General features: G+C 66.6%; 24 protein-coding genes. 7 read left to right on the top strand and 17 right to left on the bottom strand.

From position 1 onward, the window contains the following. Positions 1-5 precede the first annotated feature (5 nt). The 3 genes from AB0B91_RS15960 to AB0B91_RS15950 form a co-directional block, all read right to left on the bottom strand. Positions 6-1,304: a MauE/DoxX family redox-associated membrane protein gene (locus tag AB0B91_RS15960; RefSeq protein WP_358319152.1), complete on the bottom strand. Its 1,299-nt coding sequence runs from the start codon at positions 1,302-1,304 to the stop codon at positions 6-8. 231 nt (positions 1,305-1,535) lie between these two features. After that, positions 1,536-1,676, bottom strand: coding sequence for a hypothetical protein (locus AB0B91_RS15955; RefSeq protein WP_358319149.1), 141 nt, complete (start codon positions 1,674-1,676; stop codon positions 1,536-1,538). A gap of 402 nt (positions 1,677-2,078) precedes the next feature. Then, on the bottom strand, positions 2,079-2,261 hold the full coding sequence (locus AB0B91_RS15950; RefSeq protein WP_358319146.1) for a hypothetical protein: 183 nt from the start codon (positions 2,259-2,261) through the stop codon (positions 2,079-2,081). Between the two features lie 151 nt (positions 2,262-2,412). Here AB0B91_RS15950 and AB0B91_RS15945 point away from each other — a divergent pair, with 151 nt between their 5' ends. Then, a complete protein-coding gene (locus tag AB0B91_RS15945; RefSeq protein WP_358319223.1) occupies positions 2,413-2,661 on the top strand; it encodes a DUF1874 domain-containing protein in 249 nt (82 codons plus the stop codon). A gap of 51 nt (positions 2,662-2,712) precedes the next feature. On the opposite strand, the gene AB0B91_RS15940 is transcribed toward AB0B91_RS15945, so the two are convergent. The 4 genes from AB0B91_RS15940 to AB0B91_RS15925 all read right to left on the bottom strand — a co-directional run bounded on the left by AB0B91_RS15940 (position 2,713) and on the right by AB0B91_RS15925 (position 6,049). Further along, positions 2,713-3,345: an HNH endonuclease family protein gene (locus tag AB0B91_RS15940; protein WP_358319143.1), complete on the bottom strand. Its 633-nt coding sequence runs from the start codon at positions 3,343-3,345 to the stop codon at positions 2,713-2,715. 293 nt (positions 3,346-3,638) lie between these two features. Next, positions 3,639-4,724, bottom strand: a complete 1,086-nt coding sequence (locus tag AB0B91_RS15935) for an XRE family transcriptional regulator (RefSeq protein ID WP_358319140.1) — start codon at positions 4,722-4,724, stop codon at positions 3,639-3,641. Continuing rightward, positions 4,721-5,347: a hypothetical protein gene (locus AB0B91_RS15930; protein WP_358319137.1), complete on the bottom strand. Its 627-nt coding sequence runs from the start codon at positions 5,345-5,347 to the stop codon at positions 4,721-4,723. Before AB0B91_RS15930 ends, AB0B91_RS15935 begins: the two co-directional genes overlap by 4 nt. Positions 5,348-5,596: 249 nt before the next feature. Next, entirely contained in the window at positions 5,597-6,049 is a 453-nt protein-coding gene (locus AB0B91_RS15925; protein ID WP_358319135.1) for a lamin tail domain-containing protein, read from the bottom strand. A 176-nt stretch (positions 6,050-6,225) separates the two neighbouring features. Between AB0B91_RS15925 and AB0B91_RS15920 the strand changes: the two genes are divergently transcribed. The 3 genes from AB0B91_RS15920 (at position 6,226) to AB0B91_RS15910 (ending at position 7,945) form a co-directional block, all read left to right on the top strand. After that, entirely contained in the window at positions 6,226-6,519 is a 294-nt protein-coding gene (locus AB0B91_RS15920; protein ID WP_358319132.1) for a hypothetical protein, read from the top strand. A gap of 9 nt (positions 6,520-6,528) precedes the next feature. Then, the gene (locus AB0B91_RS15915; RefSeq protein ID WP_358319131.1) at positions 6,529-6,732 is read left to right on the top strand and encodes a hypothetical protein; all 204 of its coding nucleotides are present in this window, start codon (positions 6,529-6,531) and stop codon (positions 6,730-6,732) included. Positions 6,733-7,135: 403 nt separating this feature from the next. After that, the gene (locus AB0B91_RS15910) at positions 7,136-7,945 is read left to right on the top strand and encodes a hypothetical protein (RefSeq protein ID WP_358319128.1); all 810 of its coding nucleotides are present in this window, start codon (positions 7,136-7,138) and stop codon (positions 7,943-7,945) included. 330 nt (positions 7,946-8,275) lie between these two features. On the opposite strand, the gene AB0B91_RS15905 is transcribed toward AB0B91_RS15910, so the two are convergent. The 7 genes from AB0B91_RS15905 to AB0B91_RS15875 all read right to left on the bottom strand — a co-directional run bounded on the left by AB0B91_RS15905 (position 8,276) and on the right by AB0B91_RS15875 (position 10,996). Beyond that, entirely contained in the window at positions 8,276-8,530 is a 255-nt protein-coding gene (locus AB0B91_RS15905; protein ID WP_358319125.1) for a hypothetical protein, read from the bottom strand. 75 nt (positions 8,531-8,605) lie between these two features. Next, the gene (locus AB0B91_RS15900; RefSeq protein WP_358319123.1) at positions 8,606-8,728 is read right to left on the bottom strand and encodes a hypothetical protein; all 123 of its coding nucleotides are present in this window, start codon (positions 8,726-8,728) and stop codon (positions 8,606-8,608) included. Between the two features lie 7 nt (positions 8,729-8,735). Beyond that, positions 8,736-9,473 carry a CHAP domain-containing protein gene (locus AB0B91_RS15895; RefSeq protein WP_358319120.1) on the bottom strand — a complete coding sequence of 246 codons (738 nt, stop codon included), beginning with the start codon at positions 9,471-9,473 and terminating at the stop codon, positions 8,736-8,738. Continuing rightward, positions 9,473-9,739: a hypothetical protein gene (locus tag AB0B91_RS15890; protein ID WP_358319117.1), complete on the bottom strand. Its 267-nt coding sequence runs from the start codon at positions 9,737-9,739 to the stop codon at positions 9,473-9,475. The genes AB0B91_RS15895 and AB0B91_RS15890 overlap by 1 nt, the downstream gene beginning before the upstream one ends. After that, on the bottom strand, positions 9,729-10,016 hold the full coding sequence (locus AB0B91_RS15885) for a hypothetical protein (RefSeq protein ID WP_358319114.1): 288 nt from the start codon (positions 10,014-10,016) through the stop codon (positions 9,729-9,731). Before AB0B91_RS15885 ends, AB0B91_RS15890 begins: the two co-directional genes overlap by 11 nt. 6 nt (positions 10,017-10,022) lie before the next feature. Next, on the bottom strand, positions 10,023-10,328 hold the full coding sequence (locus AB0B91_RS15880) for a hypothetical protein (RefSeq protein WP_358319111.1): 306 nt from the start codon (positions 10,326-10,328) through the stop codon (positions 10,023-10,025). Next, positions 10,325-10,996: a hypothetical protein gene (locus AB0B91_RS15875; RefSeq protein WP_358319108.1), complete on the bottom strand. Its 672-nt coding sequence runs from the start codon at positions 10,994-10,996 to the stop codon at positions 10,325-10,327. Before AB0B91_RS15875 ends, AB0B91_RS15880 begins: the two co-directional genes overlap by 4 nt. Before the next feature lie 283 nt (positions 10,997-11,279). Between AB0B91_RS15875 and AB0B91_RS15870 the strand changes: the two genes are divergently transcribed. Both AB0B91_RS15870 and AB0B91_RS15865 read left to right on the top strand, forming a co-directional pair. After that, a complete protein-coding gene (locus AB0B91_RS15870) occupies positions 11,280-11,936 on the top strand; it encodes a hypothetical protein (RefSeq protein ID WP_358319105.1) in 657 nt (218 codons plus the stop codon). After that, positions 11,914-12,645, top strand: coding sequence for a hypothetical protein (locus AB0B91_RS15865; RefSeq protein ID WP_358319102.1), 732 nt, complete (start codon positions 11,914-11,916; stop codon positions 12,643-12,645). Before AB0B91_RS15870 ends, AB0B91_RS15865 begins: the two co-directional genes overlap by 23 nt. A 34-nt stretch (positions 12,646-12,679) precedes the next feature. On the opposite strand, the gene AB0B91_RS15860 is transcribed toward AB0B91_RS15865, so the two are convergent. Next, positions 12,680-15,397: a hypothetical protein gene (locus AB0B91_RS15860; protein ID WP_358319099.1), complete on the bottom strand. Its 2,718-nt coding sequence runs from the start codon at positions 15,395-15,397 to the stop codon at positions 12,680-12,682. Positions 15,398-15,631: 234 nt separating this feature from the next. Here AB0B91_RS15860 and AB0B91_RS15855 point away from each other — a divergent pair, with 234 nt between their 5' ends. Further along, a complete protein-coding gene (locus AB0B91_RS15855; RefSeq protein ID WP_358319096.1) occupies positions 15,632-16,903 on the top strand; it encodes a pentapeptide repeat-containing protein in 1,272 nt (423 codons plus the stop codon). Positions 16,904-16,916: 13 nt separating this feature from the next. Here AB0B91_RS15855 and AB0B91_RS15850 read toward each other — a convergent pair whose 3' ends face one another. Next, on the bottom strand, positions 16,917-18,068 hold the full coding sequence (locus AB0B91_RS15850) for a hypothetical protein (protein WP_358319093.1): 1,152 nt from the start codon (positions 18,066-18,068) through the stop codon (positions 16,917-16,919). 610 nt (positions 18,069-18,678) lie between these two features. Further along, the gene (locus tag AB0B91_RS15845; protein ID WP_358319090.1) at positions 18,679-19,560 is read right to left on the bottom strand and encodes a hypothetical protein; all 882 of its coding nucleotides are present in this window, start codon (positions 19,558-19,560) and stop codon (positions 18,679-18,681) included. Position 19,561: the final 1 nt, after the last annotated feature.

The following is a 19,561-nucleotide window of genomic DNA, read 5'->3' as shown; positions in this document are numbered from 1 at the left end:
GGCCGTCAGACGGTGAGGTGCTCCAGGCTGGTTAGGGTGACCAGGACGGCCGCGCCGCCGATTGCGGGGGCAGAGACAGGCACGCCCGAGGCGTCGAGGACGACGGCAGCAGGCGCTCCAGGCAGGCCAAGCTCGCGGGCTGTTCGATCATCGCGGTCGATCGCCATCACCCCGGCCGGCGGATCTCCAGGCAGGGTCTGATCGGTCAGGAAGACCAGGCGGTGTGCGGGACGATGACTAGCCGCCTCCATGACAACGCCACACTCTGGGCATTGACGGGCGGTCGTGATGACCACAGTCCAGCCGCCCTCCGGATCAGCGGCAAGGACTGGAGCGCCGGTTCGTGGGTCAACTCCCAGAACACCGTGCCGCCGCTTCGTTTCCGGCTTCTCCTCCGCGCCGATAAGGGACTTCATGTATTCGGCGATTTCCTCCACCCCGAGCACAGGGACGCCGGTGAGGGCGCCGTCGCCGCGTATGTGTACGAGGCTCGGCGTAGCGGTCACACCGTAGGCATGGGAGAGTCCCTGGTCGCCCTGGACGAGTACCCTCGGAAGGCCCGCCGCCGCCGCCAACCGTACGTTCTGCCCGATGTCGCCGCGGCTGATGATTAGAGTCGCCGCTCGGCTCTCGAGCTGGCCCTGCCAGCGTGCCACCGCGGGAAGCAGCCGGTGGCAGGGGGCGCAGTCCGGGTCGGCGAAGACCAGCACGACATCGCGGCCGTCGCGCAGGATGTCATGCAGCCTGATAGTGGTCCCGTCCGTTGCTTGCAGTTCGAAGGCGGGGGCCTGAATCTCGTCAACCCCATACCTGTCGCGTCCCGCGTGGAGGAACCAGCTCTGGACCGAGATGACGACGACAGCCGCTACAAGCGCTTGTTCCGCCAAGGAGTAGCTCGGCGGGGGTGCCCACGCGAGCGCGAGGGCCACCGCTATGAGAGCCGCGTTCCTGAGGACCGCTCTCCAGCCGATCGGGCGGGCCGTTCCTGGGCCGAAGCACGCACACTGTGGCCGGCGCCCACGCAGGAGGATGACCACGACAGCGGCGGTGAAGATCGACAGGAGTACCGTCGCAGCGATCCCGCCCAAACGGGCGGAGCCAGGCCAGGAGGCCAGGATCGCTGCTGTCAGTTCCATGCCTGGAATCGCCCATCGTAACGGGCGGATGAGCGCAGTAGGGGTGCCGAACTGTCGCAGCGTGAACGGTCTCATCCCGCCGTCGCCAAACTTGGAGAACGCCGCGATCCCCAGGCAGCTGGCCACCAGAATCTGGCAAGCGGCCATGCCCGCCTCAAGGGTCGTCACCCTCGCAGTGTGAACGGCCGGGGCTGGTTCGGCCAGCGGGTATTCGGGACATTTATGTCGCGCAGGCTCGCGAACGGCTTACCGAAGCCACTGCCGGAGATCAGCAAGGTGGACAAGAGCGTGATGGGCGACGGCGCGCCGAGGTGACCACGACCTTGTCAGGAAGCGGCGCCCTGTGGTCAGGGCGCTCTTAAGGGCGGGTTCAGGCAGTATCAGGTGCGTCTCGCGATCTCAGGAACCGATGGCAGCCCGAGATTGATGGTGGCAGCCCGGCTGGTCTCGGGTGATGATGGCGGCCAGCACGTTGGCCAGTTCGGGGGTGACCAGCAGCAGCCGTTCCTCGTTGATCTTCGATGGGACGATCTGCAGCATGGGGACCACTTCTCCAGTGCGGGGCAGCCGGTGTAGGGTCGGGGACTGGCGCGGTGGCGTCTCCTGGCGGTAGGGCCTGGGGCCTTCATATTCCGCCGGTTTCCCGGTCGGTTGTGCCACCCCAGTGACCGTGGCCAGGTTCGTTGCTCCGTTTCCAGTCCCCGCCCGTCAAACCGTGCATGCGGTTCTCCCGCACACGGCTTACCGACGTCGTTCACCGTCGGCATTCGGTCTTCCCCGCCAGTCCCGGAAGGGCCTGGGCGCGACGACGATTCCAGACAGCGTGACCAGCCCGAGTTGGTTCGGGGACTGGAAGGCGACCACCGACCAGCCGAACTCCCGCGAACGCCGATGACGTTTGGCGATCACCAGTGCCAGCCGCATCCGCGCATAGCTCCTGATCTAGCTGGGCACGGCGGGGTCGGCCAGCCCGCAGGCGCCGGCGTCGAGGATGCCGTCAGCGTTGCCTACGGCCCACACCGCGCCGGGAAAGACGGTACTCGGCGGGCGAGTAGGACGGTCGCCCGCGCACGGGCCCGGACGTAGGAGCGCGGCGGTTGGCGAGGAGTTGGCGAAGCCGTTCAACGAAGGATGATCTTCGCGTGCTGGCGGCTTCCGCAGCCCACCAGCACGCGCGGGATGGTCTTCATGGTGGCCGCTCGCAGGCGATCGGCGGTCGTCTGGTGTTGACGGTACCGCCAACGATGATCTTGGCGGAGGATCGCGTACAAACAAGATCGCTAAAGCGCTGAACCGCACCGATCGCTTACATCGATTCGGCGGTTGGGCACGAGTCCGCCGCTGGACTGCTCACCACGCTGCTTGGCGTGGAGGTCCCGATCAACCGGCAACTGTTCGCCAGCAGCCTGGGCAGCGGGCAAGGGTGTGCAAGCTCAACGGGCGTCCACCGGAAGGCCAGGTCCTCTCGCTAGAGGACCTGGAGGAGATCGGCTACTCCTTCAAGCTTCTGGAACGGCTGTCTTGACAACGCGAAAAGGCCCCGCCCACCTCCCGAAGGAGGTGGGCGGGGGCGGCTCTAGCAGGTGGCCAGCATCTCCGCGAGCGCTTCCCTCTCGCTGGCTTGCATGGACAGGCCCCAGTCGAACTTGACGTCGGTCCAGGACCGCGCGTACTCGCAGTAGAAGCTCGTCAGCGGCGGCTTCCACACGGACGGATCCTTGTCGCCCTTGGACTGATTGACGTTGTCCGTGACCGCCCACAGTTGGCTGTCGGACAGGGAGTTGGCGAACGCTTTGCGCTTGGCGGTGTCCCACGCCCACGCACCCGATCGCCAGGCCTCCTTCAACGGCACCATGTGATCGATGTCGAGGTCTTGCGGGTCTGTCCACACGCCGCCGTCGTAAGGGCTGTGCCAGGTACCTGAGACCGGGGAGCATTTGGTGTTGGTTTCGACGTTCTCGCCGTCTCGGATGAGGACCGTCTCACGGGCGTCGCACTGGCCTTGGACAGTAGCCCAGTGGATGAACTTCTTCCGGTCGTAGGTGTCGGCGTGCGTCTCTTCAGATGTGGCTACTGCGGACAGCTCGTCGATCGCGATCTGCGCGGTCGGGATGCCGGGCGGCCCCGCCCACGCCGTGCTCGGGGCGAGCGGGATGAGCAGGAGTGCGCTGACGGCGGCGCTGATAGAGGCGAGGGCGATGCGGCGCATGGGAGCCCTTCTGTTCCCGTCTCGGCCAGGCGGCGTTGCCTGGCGGGGCGAGATGGGGAGACAGAACGAAGGTCTCAGTCAGGTAAAGGAGGTCGCTATCCTTGTGTGGCACAACGTCTGACGTGCGTCTTTGCGGCGTGTCTCATGTAACACGGAGCCCCCGACCTGCAGAGTGTGGGCACAGGCCGCATAACGTCCGCCTCGACTCTCGCTGCAGGCGGCAGACGCATGAAACGGGAAGCCCCTCGCTCCTCCGCAGCGGAGAGGTGAGGGGCTTCTTTGCGTTTGTACGGCTAGGCATGTCGGCTGCGTCGGGAACTGAGGCTGATCACGTTCGTGATCCGTCGACTTGGCAGTTCAGCCCCTGTCGCATGCCGCGAGAGCACATCCTCGGCGAATGCTGGCGTCCAGTTCGCGGATCGAGCCAGGCCTTGCGCCGGGTGGGGCCCGTACAGGGTTTCTGCCATGGCACGGAAACCGCGGGGCTTGGTAGGGGCGATGGCGGCCCGCTCTCGTAGCCGTTCGCCTCGGGCGGCCATCTGCTTGAACAAGCTGGTGTAGCGGTGGTCATCGACTCGGCCCAGACGCCGTGCGGTGCGGATGAGGGCTGCGATGGATACTCCCCAGCGCCTCTTCAGCATCGCGAAGTCCTGGATGGTGGGATGCGCGGGCATCTCCTTCTCCATGGCATCCAACGGCGTAAGGAGGTGCATGGCGAACTCGTCGGCTTCCTGCTCCAAGGTCTTGCTGGCGCCGGCCTCTCGGTGCAGCAACGCGTGACCGAGTTCATGCGCCGTCGACCAGAGTTGCCGGTCGCCAGCGTCGGTGTCGAGGAGCGCTAGAACGGGTTGTTCGCCGAACCACAGCGAGAACGCGTCGCGCCGGGTGTTGGGCATCGGAAGCGCGATCACGAGGAAGCCTGCGTGTTCGAGGAGAACGGGGAGGCCGAGAGCGGCTTCACGAGGCTTGAGGCCGAGGGCTTCGCGCGCGGCCTGAGCGGCCAGTTCGGGAGCAGTGCCGAGAGGTTGGGGGGTGAGTGTGAGTTGTGGGCCTTCCAGTTGGTCGAGCATGGCGAGCGCGGCTTCCGCGACTATCTCGCCGCCGCGTTTGGCCTGGCTGGCTTCCTTCATGCTCATGCCTGCCCGCGCCCGGAAGTGAGTGGGTAGCCCATCGAAGGTGACACGTGGCCCTTGCTGGAAGAACTCGACCGGGAATCCGGTGGTGGTGGCGAGCTGCGTAAGCACGTGCATGGGCAGTTCGTTCACGTCGCGTTCAGCGTTGGACAGCGTGCCCTGGCTGATCCCGATGTCCGTGGCCAGGGCCTTCTGGGTAAGCAGGCAGAACTCGCGCGCTTGGGTAAGCCGAGTTCCGTAGATCACTGTGCCTCTGCCTCCCCGTTTCCGGTCTTGTCGTCCCGGCGACGGTACTGCAGATCTTCGACCTGGGTGTAACGGCCCAGCAGGGGCACGCGCCAGTCGATTTCTACCTGGCCGCCACGAACGCCGACTGGCCGGACGAGGTCGAACCGCAAGATGGTCGAGCCCTCCGCCGTCCACTGGATGACGACATGGTTCTTGCGTGGGCTGCGCTTCGCCATTTCGTCGAGGCCGAGGTTGAGTTCGCCGTCGCTCACGAGGAGGATGGCGCGCTCGGGGATTTGGCTGACGAACTTCAGCTTGGCCTCAGTCGTCGGCCTGGGGATTTTGATGTCGGTGGTGTGCCACACCCGGATGATGTCCTCTGGCAGGTGCAGGATGATGCCGCTCATGGGGAGGCCCAGATCGTCCTCATCTTCCAGCTCCGGGTTGAGCTGCTTCAGCTCCTCCACGGCTTCTCTGCGCGTCATGTGGCGGTAGAAGTGGATGTCGCCGCCGGGCTTCCAGCCGCGGTCGTCATGCACGTGGTCGGCAGTCTGGATGCCCTTCTCCAGAGCGCGGAAGACCTCAAGGCAGGCTGTCTCCAGTCGTGCGGAGGTTGCCTCGGGAGAGTTGTCTGCGGTCACGCGATTAATCATATTCATAGAAAATACACACCCGCTACCCGAACACGCCGTGATCGATGCAATGAGGAAGCCGACCGCAACCTCTCCCTCGTCACCGTGGGGCGGTAGTCCCCAACCGCTCGTCGCCCAAGGAGAGAGGCATTCAGGCCAAGAGCCCGCCGCTTCCACGTGGAGCGGCGGGCTCTGTCGTCATGCTGGGGAAGCCCTATCTGGACGTGTGCGAGCCTAGGAGACGCCTCCGACAGTTCTTCAGCAGGCGACGTACGCCTTGCTGCTGCGCCCCCACGAACAGCTGTCGATCTTCTTCAGGTCGCTGCCCCGGTAGATGCCCGCCACGTCGCCCGCGTTGTTCCACACGTACCACTTCTGCTGCCAGAAGATGGTGCTGGTGCCGTCGTTGCCCTCTCCGGACCGTACGGTCACGCTCTTACCTGGCTTGAGGGTGAACTTGGGGAAGCGGTACTTGTGGCCGGTCTTGTCGCGCAACAGCCATTTCTCCAGGTTGATCGCCTTCTTCGTGGTGTTCTTCAACACCACGTACTCGCCGTTGAGTGAGGTGTTGCCGCCCCGGTCGGAGCCCGGCGAATCGTAGTAGACCTTCGTGATCTGCACGGCCGGAGTCGCCGCCTGGGCGGCCGAGGTGAGGGTGAGCAGCACGGCTGCGGTCGTGCCGAAAGCGGCGAGAGCGGGAGCGGGACGCATCGTTGAGTCCTCTGCATGGGGGGGGAGCGGTACCTGGCGGAGAGTGAGACGCCAGGTACACCGCGTTGGTTGTCGCGAGAGGGCGTCCGCTTCTGGCCAACACCCCGCCCCCTCCGTGATCGCACGCACGTTCGGGTCTAGGCTCGCCCCGAACCACGCACCAGGGGAGATTCACCATGGCCGACTTCGACGAGCTGATCCAGATGCGCCGCGACTTCCTGGCAGCTCAGGAGCGTCTGGCCACGGCCGGGCGCGAGATCCCCTCGCAGGCTGCTGTAGCCGCCGGCGCCGAGCCCGCCACCGAGGAGCAGCAGGAAGCGTGGCTGGCCCTCCAGGGCGAGTGCCGACGGCTGGCTGTTGCGATCCAGGAGCACAAGTACTGGCGCGAAGTCGACGACCCCAAGGCGGCCCGCAAGGCCCTGGAGGACGCCGCCAAGGCAGGCGGTGACGAGCCTCCGCCCACGGCGTAGCGTCAGGTCGTGGAAGACGACGACGAAGCACGGCGCCTTCTCTATGACGTGCAAGGCGCGTACGCGCGGTTGCAGCAAAGCCCCGCCGACCTGGACGGCATGCTGAAGGCTGTGATCAGGGTCAAGCGGCAGGCTAGGTTCGCCGCGTGGAGTCTGAGAAAACTACGTCGCCGCAGGAAGAGAGCGGCGCGGGAGGCGGCCCGGGGTTCGTAGCAGCCCGATGATCCGGGCATAGCCGCGGCTACGGCAGGCGGCGGGAGGCTGACGCCGGCACGCGGGGGAAGTCGTACACCTCGCAGAGGTCGGCCAAATCGACATACCGGGGCAGGTCGGAGAGTCCGCAGCATGCGACGTGGTATCGGCGTCCTCGGACCCTCTGGGTGACGCGCAGGCATGGGTGCCGGCCGAGCACCATGGGCTCGACCTCGATGCCGCCAGGGCCGCGCCAGACTGCCACATCTCAAATCTATATAAACAGGACGGGGTGTCGTAATCTCGGCATGCCTCAGTCCGGGGAGCGGCTGAGGCCCAACACCTCTCAGGCGTGGAAGCGTCCCAGCCGCGCCTAGGCGAGCGGGGCCCTGCTGTTTCAAGCGGCTACTTTCACTCACTACAGATGGACGAAGCTGTTGCAGAGGTGTTCAGCTGCGGGAACGCAAAGAAAGCCCCTGCTCGCCCGTTGTGGGCGAGCACAGGGCTTCGGTCTGCCCCGGAGGGGATGCTACGGCAGGCGCTGCACGACGACGACCTGCGCGACAAGATCCTCAACGGCACGTACCCGCCCGGCAGCGTCCCGCCCTCCTCACACGAGCTGCGCGAACGCTACCTGATCAGCGAAGATAATCGTCTCGTAAACCCAAATCCGCCTAAATGGCAGAACAATAGCTGCAAAACATACCCACTTCGTGACGGTTGGCGGCGTATTGTTGTTTTATCGACCTCGGACCGCCAAGCGATCAAGCCTCGCGAGGTGAAAAGAGAAAGGAATGGCCTCCATACCGGAGAGGAGCAGCTTATGCATGGGAAGCGACGTCTGGTTCTGTTCGGGCCGGCACTGCTGGCCGCCCTTGCACTCCCGTCGGCGGTATCGCACACCTCTACCGCGCCCAGTTCGGCGCAGGTGAAGCAACAGGCCAGCGGCGGCGCGGAGGAGCACGCTATTCGCTGGCAGCGGGGGCCCAAGGTCCGCTGCGCATCGCCCGTAATGCCAGCGAGGCTTTCTCTACCTAAGTGCGAAGATGTTAAGAACAAGAAAGTGGTCGGTGGACTTTGCTACTCAGGCAAGATATGCAAAGAAACCAAAAAGAATGGTGATATCGCCTATTCCGGCAGTGGGAACTTGCATGCCTGTCCACCCGAGGAGCCCAAGCCTGGCAAGATCCGCCCTCGGCCGGATATTGAGAAGAAGACTCCACGCCCAAGGTGACTCACCAGCGTCCGTTGTATGCCACAAAGACAACCTGGGACTTCGTCCGTCGCCACACAATCTCTGCCGTGTTCTACAGGCATCAGCCGCCCCCGCCTTTGACAGCGGCGGCCGCAACCCGCTCCTCGGCGATCAGTCACCCGCTGCTGCGCTCAGGAAGGCCGAGCAGACGACGTCTTCGCTTCCGCAAAGGCATTCATCGAGCGCGGCTGAGGTCTCCTCAACCGCCGCCAGACTCGCGTGCAGCATTGCCGCTGGCACAACGAAAAGCCCCCGGCCCACCTCCGAAGAGGCGGGCCGGGGGCTCCGCTACGGTTGACTGCCGTCGTGTTACCGCTGGTCTGGCGGCGGGTCTGGGCGGGCGGTGTGCTTGGCCTTGTAGCCGGACACGTACGTGATCAGGCCCGGCAGCAGCGGAATCGCGAGGGACTCCAGCCAGTCGGGCAGGAACGAGATGAGGTCGAGGTCGGCGTTGACCGTCTGTAGGACGGTCAGGGTGGCGAGCAGGCCGAGGTAGCTGCCCGCCGTCGCGGCGGTCACCTTCCGCTCGACGGGCTTGCCGGTGGTCACGGGCTCTCCGGGCATGGTTCCTCCAAGAGGGTTGGACATGCGAAAGGCCCACCCGGACGGGCAGGCCGCGAGAGGTGAAACGGGGTGAGGTCAGGTGGATTTACGCAGGTCGGCATGGATCTCGTCCCACATGTGCAGGACCCACCAGAGCCGCAGCGGGTTCGCGCGCCAGTACTTGCGTGCGATCTTCAGATAGCGGCGCGGACGTAGCACGGAGGCTTTATCCGACCCGCATGAGCGCGGCCCACGTCTTCGGCCCGCACTCGCCGTCTGCCGTCAGATGGGCTGCCTTCTGGAAGCGGCGCAGCGCCTCATCCAGCGGCTCGCCGAAGACGGTGTCGTCGATGCCGCCCATCAGGCCGAGGCCGCGGGCGTGCAGCAGGTAGAACACGGTCTTGACGTCGTTGCCGCGCGCGCCGAGCTTGAGCAGGGGCAGCGTTTTCACGATCTTCTCCGTCCAGGTGAGCTCGGAAGGCATTGGCTTGGGCGCGGGTGCGGTGCCGGAGTAGGCGGGGTAGCCGTAGCCGGCGACCAGGCCTGACCGTTCGCGGCGCTTCACCTGGTTGAGGGTGTTGCCCTCGATCGTCACGATGGTTCCGTTGGGTCGAACGGCTTCGACGATGCCGACGTGGTCGATCGCGGGGATGTTCTTGGACCCATGCCAGTCGAAGAACACGATCGCGCCGCGCCTCGGGGTGTGCCCCCACTGGCCCCGGTCCTTGAACCACTCGGCGTGGCCCGGCGTCCACGCCGAATCCCCCACCACAGCGGACAGGCCTACCTGGTCGGCCGCCCACGATATGAACATGTCGCACCACGCCGCCGTCGCCCAGGCGGCGGGCTTGCCATGCCGCTCGGCCCACCACGACCCGAACTTCGTCCAGCCCGAACCGCTCTCGGTGTAGCCGAGCTGGGAGCGGACGACGTCGAGCAGCAGATCCTCAGGCGTCTTCGCCATCACACCCGCTCCGGCCAGTGCCAGGTGCCGGGCTCGTCGCCGGGCGGCACGTTGAACTCCTCGAAGAAGCCCTTGGCTCCCGGCGTGAACACCAGCAGGTGCACATGCTCCGGACTGTCGAGAGCGGGCACCGCTCCGATGATGACGCCCTCGGGGTCAAGCGTGTGCACGTCGGCGGTGACGATCGCGGCCCGAACGGCGTGCAGGCCGTGCTTGCCCCGGTAGCGGACGATACCGCACGTCATGGGGAGCCGGTCAGATGCCATGGCCGTTTACCTCTTCGTCTTCATCTTCGACGACCGAGCCGGGCTCTTGTGGAAGCCCCGTCTGGCCGGGGTCGAGCTCGGTCACGCCCGCGTCGGCGTACGGCGGCAGCGGAAGTTGCCCGTCTAGGAACGGGATCTCCTCGGGGGAAAGGGACATGCTGGTCTCCTTGAGGGCGAGCCAGTCAGCGACGGTCAGCTTGAGCTCGTCGTCGCTGATGCGGATGGGGAGAAGATCGGGCACGACGTCAACGCCGTCCCCCACGGGGAACACGATCAAAGGGGCTCAGTTCTGCGTGAGGCTGATCAGGGCGATCACTGTGCCTGCCACGGCCACCAGCACGGTGACGACGGCGATGATCAGGCGGGTGCGGTCGCCGAGTTGCGCGCGGGTGACGGCGGTGCGTTCCACCTCGGCCAGCCGCGTCTCCAGCGCTTCCACCTGCTCGGCGAGCTGAGCGTGGCGGCCGTCCACCTGGTCGAGGCGATGGAGGATGAGCCTGATGGAACCGTCGATCTTCGCGAACCCGACCTCGACGAGGCGGCGCACCTCGGCCAGTGACAAGGCCAGGCTGGGCATGTCGTCGGTCACGGGAGACCTCCGGTGCGGAACTGGGTGCCGATGAACGTGGCCGGGGGCTTGACCTCGAACGTCGGCGGTGCGTACGGGTTGCGGGCCCGCTGTACGGCCAGGCGCCGCCCGGCGACGCGGACCGGATCCAGCCGGGTCTGAGTTCGGAGCAGGTCCAGCGGATCGGCATCCGCCGTACGGTCCGATCCGACGTAGACGAGCGCGGCCTGCCGATCTGCTCGGGTTGCGGGCTGGAGCTCGACGAGATGCTGCTTGACCGCGCTGATGCGCGTCAGGTGGGCGGCGAGCCGGTCGGCGTCCGGAATGCCGGGCGTCCAGCAGGTCGGCAGGCTGGCGGTTTCGGCCAGCACCGCGGCGGTCGCCGGGTCGCTCCAAGCGAGCGCGTCGCCTGGGTGTGGTATCCACGGCTCGTGCAGCACGACGTCGAGCAGCAGGTCGAGGTCGTCGGGGTCGATGCCGTACTCGGCCGCCCGCCACTCGAACGTCGAGTGCGGGATGACGTGCAGCACCGTGGACTCGTCGGGGAGCACCTGGGAGACGCCCCACATCGGCTCTGCCCCGTCGCCCTCGCCGACTGCGGTCTCAGGCGCCTCAAGGTCGCCGTTGGGCATGAGCGAGGTGAAGCTGTAGCCGAGTTCGACGTCCCAGATGGTGCGGATCTCGGGCATGCCAATGGCACCTCTTTCCTGAGAAGAGGGATGGAAAGGATTGGATCCTGCCTGGTCAGCGCACCGGACACACAGAGCGGGACGGTCCCAAGAAAAAAATCTTGGTCCGCTCTTCCCGTTGATCTTGTCCAGAGACTCTTACTGGGTGACGGTCCGCTCCCCCACGGCACACCGCTTGGATTCGCCGGAGCAGGGTCGAGAACAGGAGGATCAGACAGCATGGACTTGCTGACGGTGCTCGGGGCAACAGCCCCGGTGCTCGCCGCCGTAATCATCGTGGTCGATGCCCGGCTTCGAGCCCGGCGCGCTCACCGGCCCGCCGATGATGAGTAGCCATGGTCGTCACGAACCTGATCCGCGAACCGGGCCGATACCGGCCAGCCCCGGCGACGCACCCGTGTCGGCGCCCACAATGGCTGCGATGCGACAGGACTTCCTGGACTTCTTCGACGCCGAGTACCTACTCGTAGTCCGGTTCCTGATGCGCATCGGAGCAAACCTGCCCGACGCCCAAGACGCCGCACAACACATGGCCGAGCAGGGATGGCGTACGACGCTGGCCGGAAAGTGGAAGCAGATCAGCAATCCGCATGGTTGGGCTCGGACGGTGGCGCTGAATCACTACCACGCCTCACTCCGTGGCTGGCGTCATCTTCCACTGGAGGTCGGTGTCGCAGTGGCAGTCCTGGATCACGGCGAGCTTGTCGGGCAGGCTCGCGACCTGGTCGCCCTCCTTCAAACCCTGGATTTGGACTGCCGTACCGTCATTGCTTTCGATCTCGACGACATCGCGACGGAGCAGATCACCCTCGCGCTGGGCAAAACCGCACAGGAGGTCCGGGACCTGCGCAAGAAGGCCCGCAAGAAGCTCAAGGAACACCTGCTGCTTGCATCGACGTGCAAGGAAGGGGGAACCAGTGAGCGTGCTACAGCCGAATGACCCCACCGACCTGAGCGACAAGATGCTGGATGCCTTCCTGTCCGCTGGCGACGCCGAGTTGCTTAGCCATGTAGGTACTCAGTCCGACCCGACGCGTGCCCTCGCCATGCTGTTTGAGATCCGGGTAGACGCTACGTCCGAGGCGTCTTCTACCGCTGATCTACAAGCTGGGTTTTCCAATTCAGCGGCGCAACTTATCCAGGCTCGGTTGTTGGCCCGCGGCCTCGCCTACAGCCTCGCCGCCTACGCTGGCGAACTGGCCCGCGACCTCGAACACGCTCGCGTCCAAGCCCTCGTCGGCCGCCTGTACCTCTCCCTCGACCTCCCCCTCGCTCACGATCTCGCCATTTGCCTCGACCTCGAACACGCCCGCACCCTCGCCAACGACCTCGAACGCCTTCTCTCCATCCCTCGCGCTCACGCCCTCGGCCTTGCTCGTACCCTCGCCGACTACGTTGACAGCCATCTGATGCGTATACCGGTAGATGCCTCCGGCGTTGATCTGACCGTCGTAGTGGTGGAGGGAGATGGAGAGGCGATGGCCGAGGTGATAGGCGCACTGGCTGGGGTGATGTGGGACGAGGAAACCCGATGGCCGCCGCAGTTGCAGGAACTGGTGGTTTCCTGCTCGGTGGAGCTCGGTCCAGGCCGTTACCAGGTACGAAGCGGCACCGAGCGTGACTCGCGCCTACCTGTGTTCGGGCATTAAGAGTCGCGCCACCAGGTGCACGCGATGAGCGTGGTCAGTGGCGGTGGGACCACCAGTACAGCGCCTTGCCGGAGAAGACGCCCCCGCCTTGCGACCAGGACATGGTGAATCCGGTCGGTGAGGAGGCGGTGAGCGTCCAGTAGAAGTTGGGGTTGGTCGCGCCGTCGCGTACGACGCTGACCGGCCCCATGTTGCCGGACATGGTCGCGCCGTAGGACAGGATCACGCCGGAGTTGCCGGACGCCACCGTGATGGAGCCGGCCAGCACGCCCGCAGTGGAGCCGAGCGCGGTGAAGTCCCACCAGCGGCCCACGTGCCTGGTCCGGCCTGAGGAATCGAACCAGAAGTACTGCTCGTCGGAGCTGTTGTGGAAGTAGCCGTAGCGGGCGTACGACTCGGCGAGCTCCATCAGCCCACCGTTCGGGTCGGTCAGCGTGCTGTCGCGGACCTGCATCTGCATGAACCCGGCCGCGATCGTCGTCTGCGAGGCGGCGGTGACCGCTGAGTTGGTGCCGGACGTGACCTCGAACGTCGCCTCACCCGCGAACCGATCATCGCGGGTGCGCAGCCTTGTGTAGTTCGTCCCGGAGCTGGCGGGGATGAACCGCATCTCCGGATAGGCGGCGCCGGGCGGAGCCAGTTCAAGCCGCCTGCCGGTCGCGGCGGTCCTGATGAATGCTCCAGTGATGGTTTTGCCGTCGATCGCAGTCGCGGTCAGCCTCACGGCATCCACTGACCCTGCCGCAAGCTGGTCCACCGTGACCGAGTTCGCGCGCAGGTGCGGGGTGTCGATCGCCAGGGCTTGGATCAACGCGCCCGTGATCGTATTCGCGATCACGGCGTCGGCGGCATTGACAGTCCCGTCGATGATGTTCGCGCCGTTCAGAACCTTGCCAATCACGTCGTCGTCCACCAGCGGTTGAGTGGCGATGCTCGCCGGGCTCGTCGGCACCGACTCGTTGCCGCGCCGATCCACCGATGTGAATCGGAACCAGCGCGGGGCGTTGTATGGCTGGTCCGTCACCAGCGCCGAGCCCGCCGCCCGCAGATGTTCGCTGACCTCATACGGACCGTCCGCGTCGGCCGCCATCCACACGCGGACCAGATCGAAGTCGGTGGGCATAGTGGCACCGGTGAAGGCCAAGCCGTCCCAGCTCACCTCGATCACCCCGAGCCGCGTGGACAGAACCGGCGGCGACGGGACTGGCGGCGGCGTCACGTCATCGGGGATGACCGCCACGTACGGCGCGGAGAACTCCCCTGGCACGCCCTGCGCCGTGGCGCGGACCTTGAACGCGTACGTCTTGGTGACGATCAGCGGCGAGTACGTGGCCGTGGTGTCGTCGGAAACGGCGATCTGCTGCCACACCTCGCCCCCGCTGTTGATCCGCGCGTACACCTGGTAGCCGTCCACGTCGATCGCGACGCCGTTGACATCGACGGTGACCGGCGACCAGGTGCCGGTGATCTGCCCTCTCGCGTACCCGTGCTCGTCCACGTACGCGGCCGAGGCGACGATCAGCCCGGCAGGAGCCGCCGCGATGCGGCCCGATGACTCCGGCGCCGGAGTGCCGCCCGTCCCGCCGGAGGAGACGCCGCCGGCGAGGATGCCCGCCGCCTGGCGGGCGAGCCGGATCTCGCGTTCGATGAACCGATCATTGAGGACGAGGTTGCCGCCGAGCCCGCCGTCCTTGTCCACTGACAGCGTGATCTGCCGGACCCGGACCGGCTCCATGCCGCCGCTCTCGCCCGGCGCGAGCACCACGTCCCCCGCACGGTAGTGGGCCAGCGGCAGCCACCGCGCCGCGCCAAAGCGGATGCCGCGCGTGAGCTGGGTGCGTTCGCGGCCCGTGCGTTCCAACGCGTTCGTGCCGAGCAGGATGGCCGTCCCCTGGTCGGACACGCCGCCCTGGGACTGGGCGGTCTCCCACCTCCCCCACGGGGCGACGGCCGAGGGGTTGGTCACCTCCACGGTCAGCCCGGCCTCGCCGCGCACAAGGATCGCGGTCGCCAGATCCTCGAGAGTCGCGGTGGCGGGGGCGTCGTCGATGTCGCGGCCCAGCCGCAGGTCTACGGGTGCGGGGCCGCTGGCGAGGTCTTCGCCGAGGATGGTGCCCTCGTTGTAGACGCGTAGTGTGCGGCCGGACATGGTCCAGTCGAGTACGCCCTGCTCCGACAAGTTGAGGAGGAGGGCGAGCAGGTCGGCGCCGGGCTCGATCGCGAGGGTGAGCGCCTTGTCCCACGGCTGGCCGGCCGAGTCGTGGGTGGTGGTGAACGCTACGCCGAGTCCCGGCAGCGCGCCGCGGGCCTGGCCCTCGTCGGTGAACGTCCGAAGGATCGCCCCCGCGCTGACCGCGCTGAACGGCCGCTTGCCATCTGCCATGACCGGGCCGGAGTGCAGGACGAGCTTGCGCAGCATCCACGCGTAGCCGGGGCAGTCGTAGGTGTTCGCGCCGGTCTGGTCGGTGGCGTTGCTGTCGCGCTTGATGACCAGGTATCGGGCGTCGTTCGGTTCCAGCCACGGGCCGCCACCTATCGAGATCTCGACGGCCAGTTCGACCGGGCTGTTCAGCCACACAGCGCCGATTCCGACCGCCGGGTACGTCGCCTTCAAGCTCGGCACGTCGTTCAGCGGCAACCCGGCCTCGAACCCGAGATGGTGCGGCAGCACACCCAGCCTGCCTCCGTTCGGGCTGTGGGCGACGAGCCGCAGCGCGTACCCCTCCGAAGCACCCGGAATGATCACCTGCATGTGACCCCCTGAAATCACGGTTTCGTCGTCCTTCGTGCGGCCTTGAACCGGGCGGAGTGCAATAGCGAAGTGCCCTCCAGACAGCCGCGACTTCCGGCCTGTGAAGTCATTGCAGCGGCGGCCGCCGCTAAGGCGCGTCGAGCAGTGCGAGCCGCGACCGCTGCGCCTCAACCAGCCCCGCCGCAGCCGATATCGTGGACGCGGCGATTACTGTGGCTGGCTCCTCTGCTGGTGATGATCGCGATCAGTGCCGGGGCCGCCTTGAGCCTGAACATCCCGGACTGGGGCCGTTGGACGCTCGCCGGGACAGCCGTAGCAGGGATCTCCGCGCTCGGAATCGCCGTATTGATCGGGCCTGCTGCTAACCGTCTGGCCGGGGAACGCCACCCACTCACCCAGGTCGAGCGTCAGCAGATGACCGCGACCGAGCGTGTCGAGGCCGTCAACGCCGCCCGGCACACTCTAATCCAGGCCGCTACTGGTCTGGTCGTGATCGGCGGGGTCGTGTTCACGGGGCAAGGCTTGTGGTACACGGCGCAATCGCTCGACGCCTCACGTCAGGCTCAACGAACCGCCGAACAGGGCCAGATCGCCGACCGCTACACCAAGGCCGTGGAACAGATCGGCTCCGGCACACTGGACGTCCGATTGGGCGGCATGTATGCGCTCGAACGGCTCGCGCAAGACTCGCCGCGTGACCACCAGACTGTCTACGACGTACTGGCCGCATTCATCCGTGAGCACGACCCCAAACCCACCATCAAAGCGGCAAAGCTATCCGCTCAGCCTGCTACCGACGTTCAGGCCGCCCTCACCATCATCGGCCGCCGAAACACCCGGTTAGACGCCCACATGCCTGACCTGAGCAACATCCGTGCCCCCGGAGCGAACCTGACCCGCGCGACCCTGACCGACACGAACCTGAGCGACGCGACCCTGACCGACACGAACCTGACTGGCGCGAACCTGACCGGCGCGGACCTGTTCAGGGCGGACGTGCGCGACGCGAACCTGAGCGACGCGAACCTGTTCAGCGCGGACGTGCGCGGCGCGAACCTGAGCGACGCGTACCTGACCGGCGCGTACCTGAGCGACGCGAACCTGACCGGCGCGACCCTGACCGACACGAACCTGACCGGCGCGAACCTGACCGGCGCGGACCTGTTCAGGGCGGACCTGCGCGGCGCGACCCTGACCTACGCGAACGTGCGCGGCGCGAAGCTGACCTACGCGGACCTGACCGGCGCGAAGCTGACCGACACGAACCTGCGCGGCGCGGACCTGACCGACACGAACCTGAGCGACGCGACCCTGAGCGGCGCGGACCTGACCGGCGCGGACCTGAGCGGCGCGACTCTGACCGGCGCGTACCTGAGCGGCGCGAACCTGACTGGCGCGACCCTGACTGGCGCGACCCTGACCGGCGCGAACCTGACCGGCATAAGCGGAATGACACAGAAGGCGATCAGAGCTGTAGCCATCGTCGATGACAAGACCAAGTTCTGATGCATCCCTCTCGTCAGCGTGCCGCCAGAGCGGCGATCTTCCGCGCGATCCGTACATCCTGATCGGCCAGCCGATCATTCAAGATCAGGTTGCCGCCGATGACGCCCCGGTCGGTGCGGGTGAGGGTGATTTGCCGGACGCGCAGCGCCACTCGTCTCCCGGCCTCGCCCGGCGCGTAGATCCGGTCGCCGGGTAGGTAGTCTCGCAGCGGCAGCCATCGAGTGTTGGGCGCGAACAGGAGCTCCCGCGTGCGCTGCACCCGCTCCACCGCGCCGCGCACCAGCAGCGAGTCCCCCACGAGGGTCGCCGCGGTCGCCTCTGTCACCCCGACCTGGCGGACGCCGACTTCCCACCGCCCCCACGGCAGCGGCGTGCCGACGTTTACTCGCTCAGTGCGGAAGGAGTTGTCGCCGACGACGTAGGCGGCGCTGGCCAGGTCTTCTAGGGTGCCGACGTCGGGGGCGGCGCTGATGTCCCGGCCGCCGGCCAGTTCCACGGGCGTCGTCGTGGTGGTGAGGTCGCGCAAGGTGGCGGTGCCGGGTCGCCACGCCGACAGGGTGCGGGGGCCGGTCATGCGGATGTCGATGAGCCCGGCGTCCACGAGCGTGAGGAGGACGGCAAGTACGTCGGTGCCGAGCGGTATCCCCAGGCCGAGCGTCTGATTCCAGGAGAGCCCGGCGGTGTCGAGGCTGCCGGTGAACGTCCACGAGAACCCTGACAGGGCGCCGCGCGCCTGCGCTTCGGTCAGCAGTGAGTTCGTGATGAAGCCGCTGGTGGCGTTCGGGCTGGGCGATCCGTAGACGCGCTGGCCGTTGACGGGGGCGATGGTGGCGTGCGCGTACGTGACGGCCTTCTTGAGCACCCACAGGTAGGACGGGCAGTCGAACCGCCAGGTGCCGGACGGGTCGAGCTGGTCGCCCTCGCGGCGGGCAAGGAGGAACCGGCCGTCGCCGTTCTCCGTCCAGACCGCGCCGTCCGACGACCATTGGACGCCGATCTCGCACGGCTGGGCGATGAGTTCGGCGCCGACCGCGTGCGCCGAGTAGGCGAACTTCAGCGACGGCACGTCGTTGAGCGGCCAGGCGACCTGGATGGACAGAGGGTGGGGGAGGATGCCGAGACGGAGCCCGTTCGGCTGGTAGGCGACGAGGCGGAGGTCGAACATGACGCCCTCCGTCCGTCCCCCATATCACCGCGATTAGACGCGAAAAGCTCTCAGGCAATTACGCATTGTGGCGTGTTTCCCTCGAAAACATTATCCGAATATTGACTGAATTAACGGACATAACCGTCCCAAACGGCGCAAAAATCGTTCCGGAATGGGGCATAGAAAATCTCCGAGGTGACGCCATTGCCACTACGATTCAGAGTCATGGGAGTCACTGCACACTTTCGTCACCCAGTCGGTCAGCACATCCCGCGGGGTTGACCGACACGGACCGGGTCCACCCCTACGGTGCCGTCGGTCCGGGAATGGAGAGAAAAGTGTTGAGTGGCCTCCACGAGGGGCCAGGCGACAAGGAAGAGGCACTGTTGCTGCTGCAACTGGCGCTGATCCTCCTCGACTGGGCCCTCAAGCACGGAGGGCTCAGCTAGCCACCACGCCGTGATGGCCGAGCTGAGCCCTCGCACACGGGGCCCCGGTTCGAGTTTGCCGCGAGGATCGGGGCCTCGTTGTATTTCTCGTTCAGAGTAACCGACTCGTCGTCGCGTTTGTATGCCATCCGATGGCATTCTCTACACAGCACGTCATGGCATTCCCGCTACCACTCGCGTCACAAGTAGGAACGGCGAGCCCTGACCTCCAGTTTGGATACGGCGGTGACGCCGGAACCGGAGCAGGAGATGAGCACCGTGCGGGAGAACGGGTCGCCGACCGCGACGGCAGGCGTGAGGTGCAGCCAGCGGGACGCCGAGCCCGGCCCGAACACGGAGATGACGCCGGTCCGGTCAGCCCCGGCCGCGAGGTCCCACGTGTCCGTCGTGACGACGGCGGCGCGCATGGCAGCGGCGTCGAGGATCAGCCGCTCGGCGGCGGTCAGCGTGTTGAAGCCCGCGGTGAGCAGCCCGAGCTTGCCCTGAGTGGCCACGTCGGTCACGGTCATCGAGGAGATGGGGCCGGTGACGCGGATCAGCGCATCCGTGATGGGCGCGGTCGAGCCGGCCAGCGTGGTGATGGGCTGGTTGTCGAGGTTGACGTTCCCAGCCCACGTGCTGACCGCCTCGTCCCTCCAGTACACCGAGGGCACCTCGACGACCGCGGTCAGCTTGGCGCGGGCGGCGCCGACCCACAGCTCCGGCTCGGAGGCGGCGATAACGGTCACGTCGGCGACGCGCACGATGCCACCTGCCTGGTAGCGCATGGTCATGAGCCGGTGCCGCACCCCCAGCAGCGAAGACAGAGCCTCCAGGTTGGCTTCGAGCTGGGGGAAGCCACCGTCTCCTCCGCCGGGGGTGGCTCCGGACACGGTGAACACGAGCGAGAAGCTGGTGATCTCGTGGTCGAGGCCCGTGATCGGCAGTTCCCCCGCGCGGCCAGGCACGGTAACCCGAACGGCGCGAGCGCCCGGCAGCGGACGCCTCTGGGTGCCCTTCTTGAGTCGCCAGCAGCCTGCGGGGTGGTCGAGCGGCACACCGTCGAGCGTGTACTGCGGCACG

Origin of the sequence: Nonomuraea sp. NPDC049141 (assembly GCF_040648415.1) — a bacterium.
Lineage (GTDB): Bacteria > Actinomycetota > Actinomycetes > Streptosporangiales > Streptosporangiaceae > Nonomuraea.
This window is presented reverse-complemented; position numbering and strand designations above follow the sequence as displayed.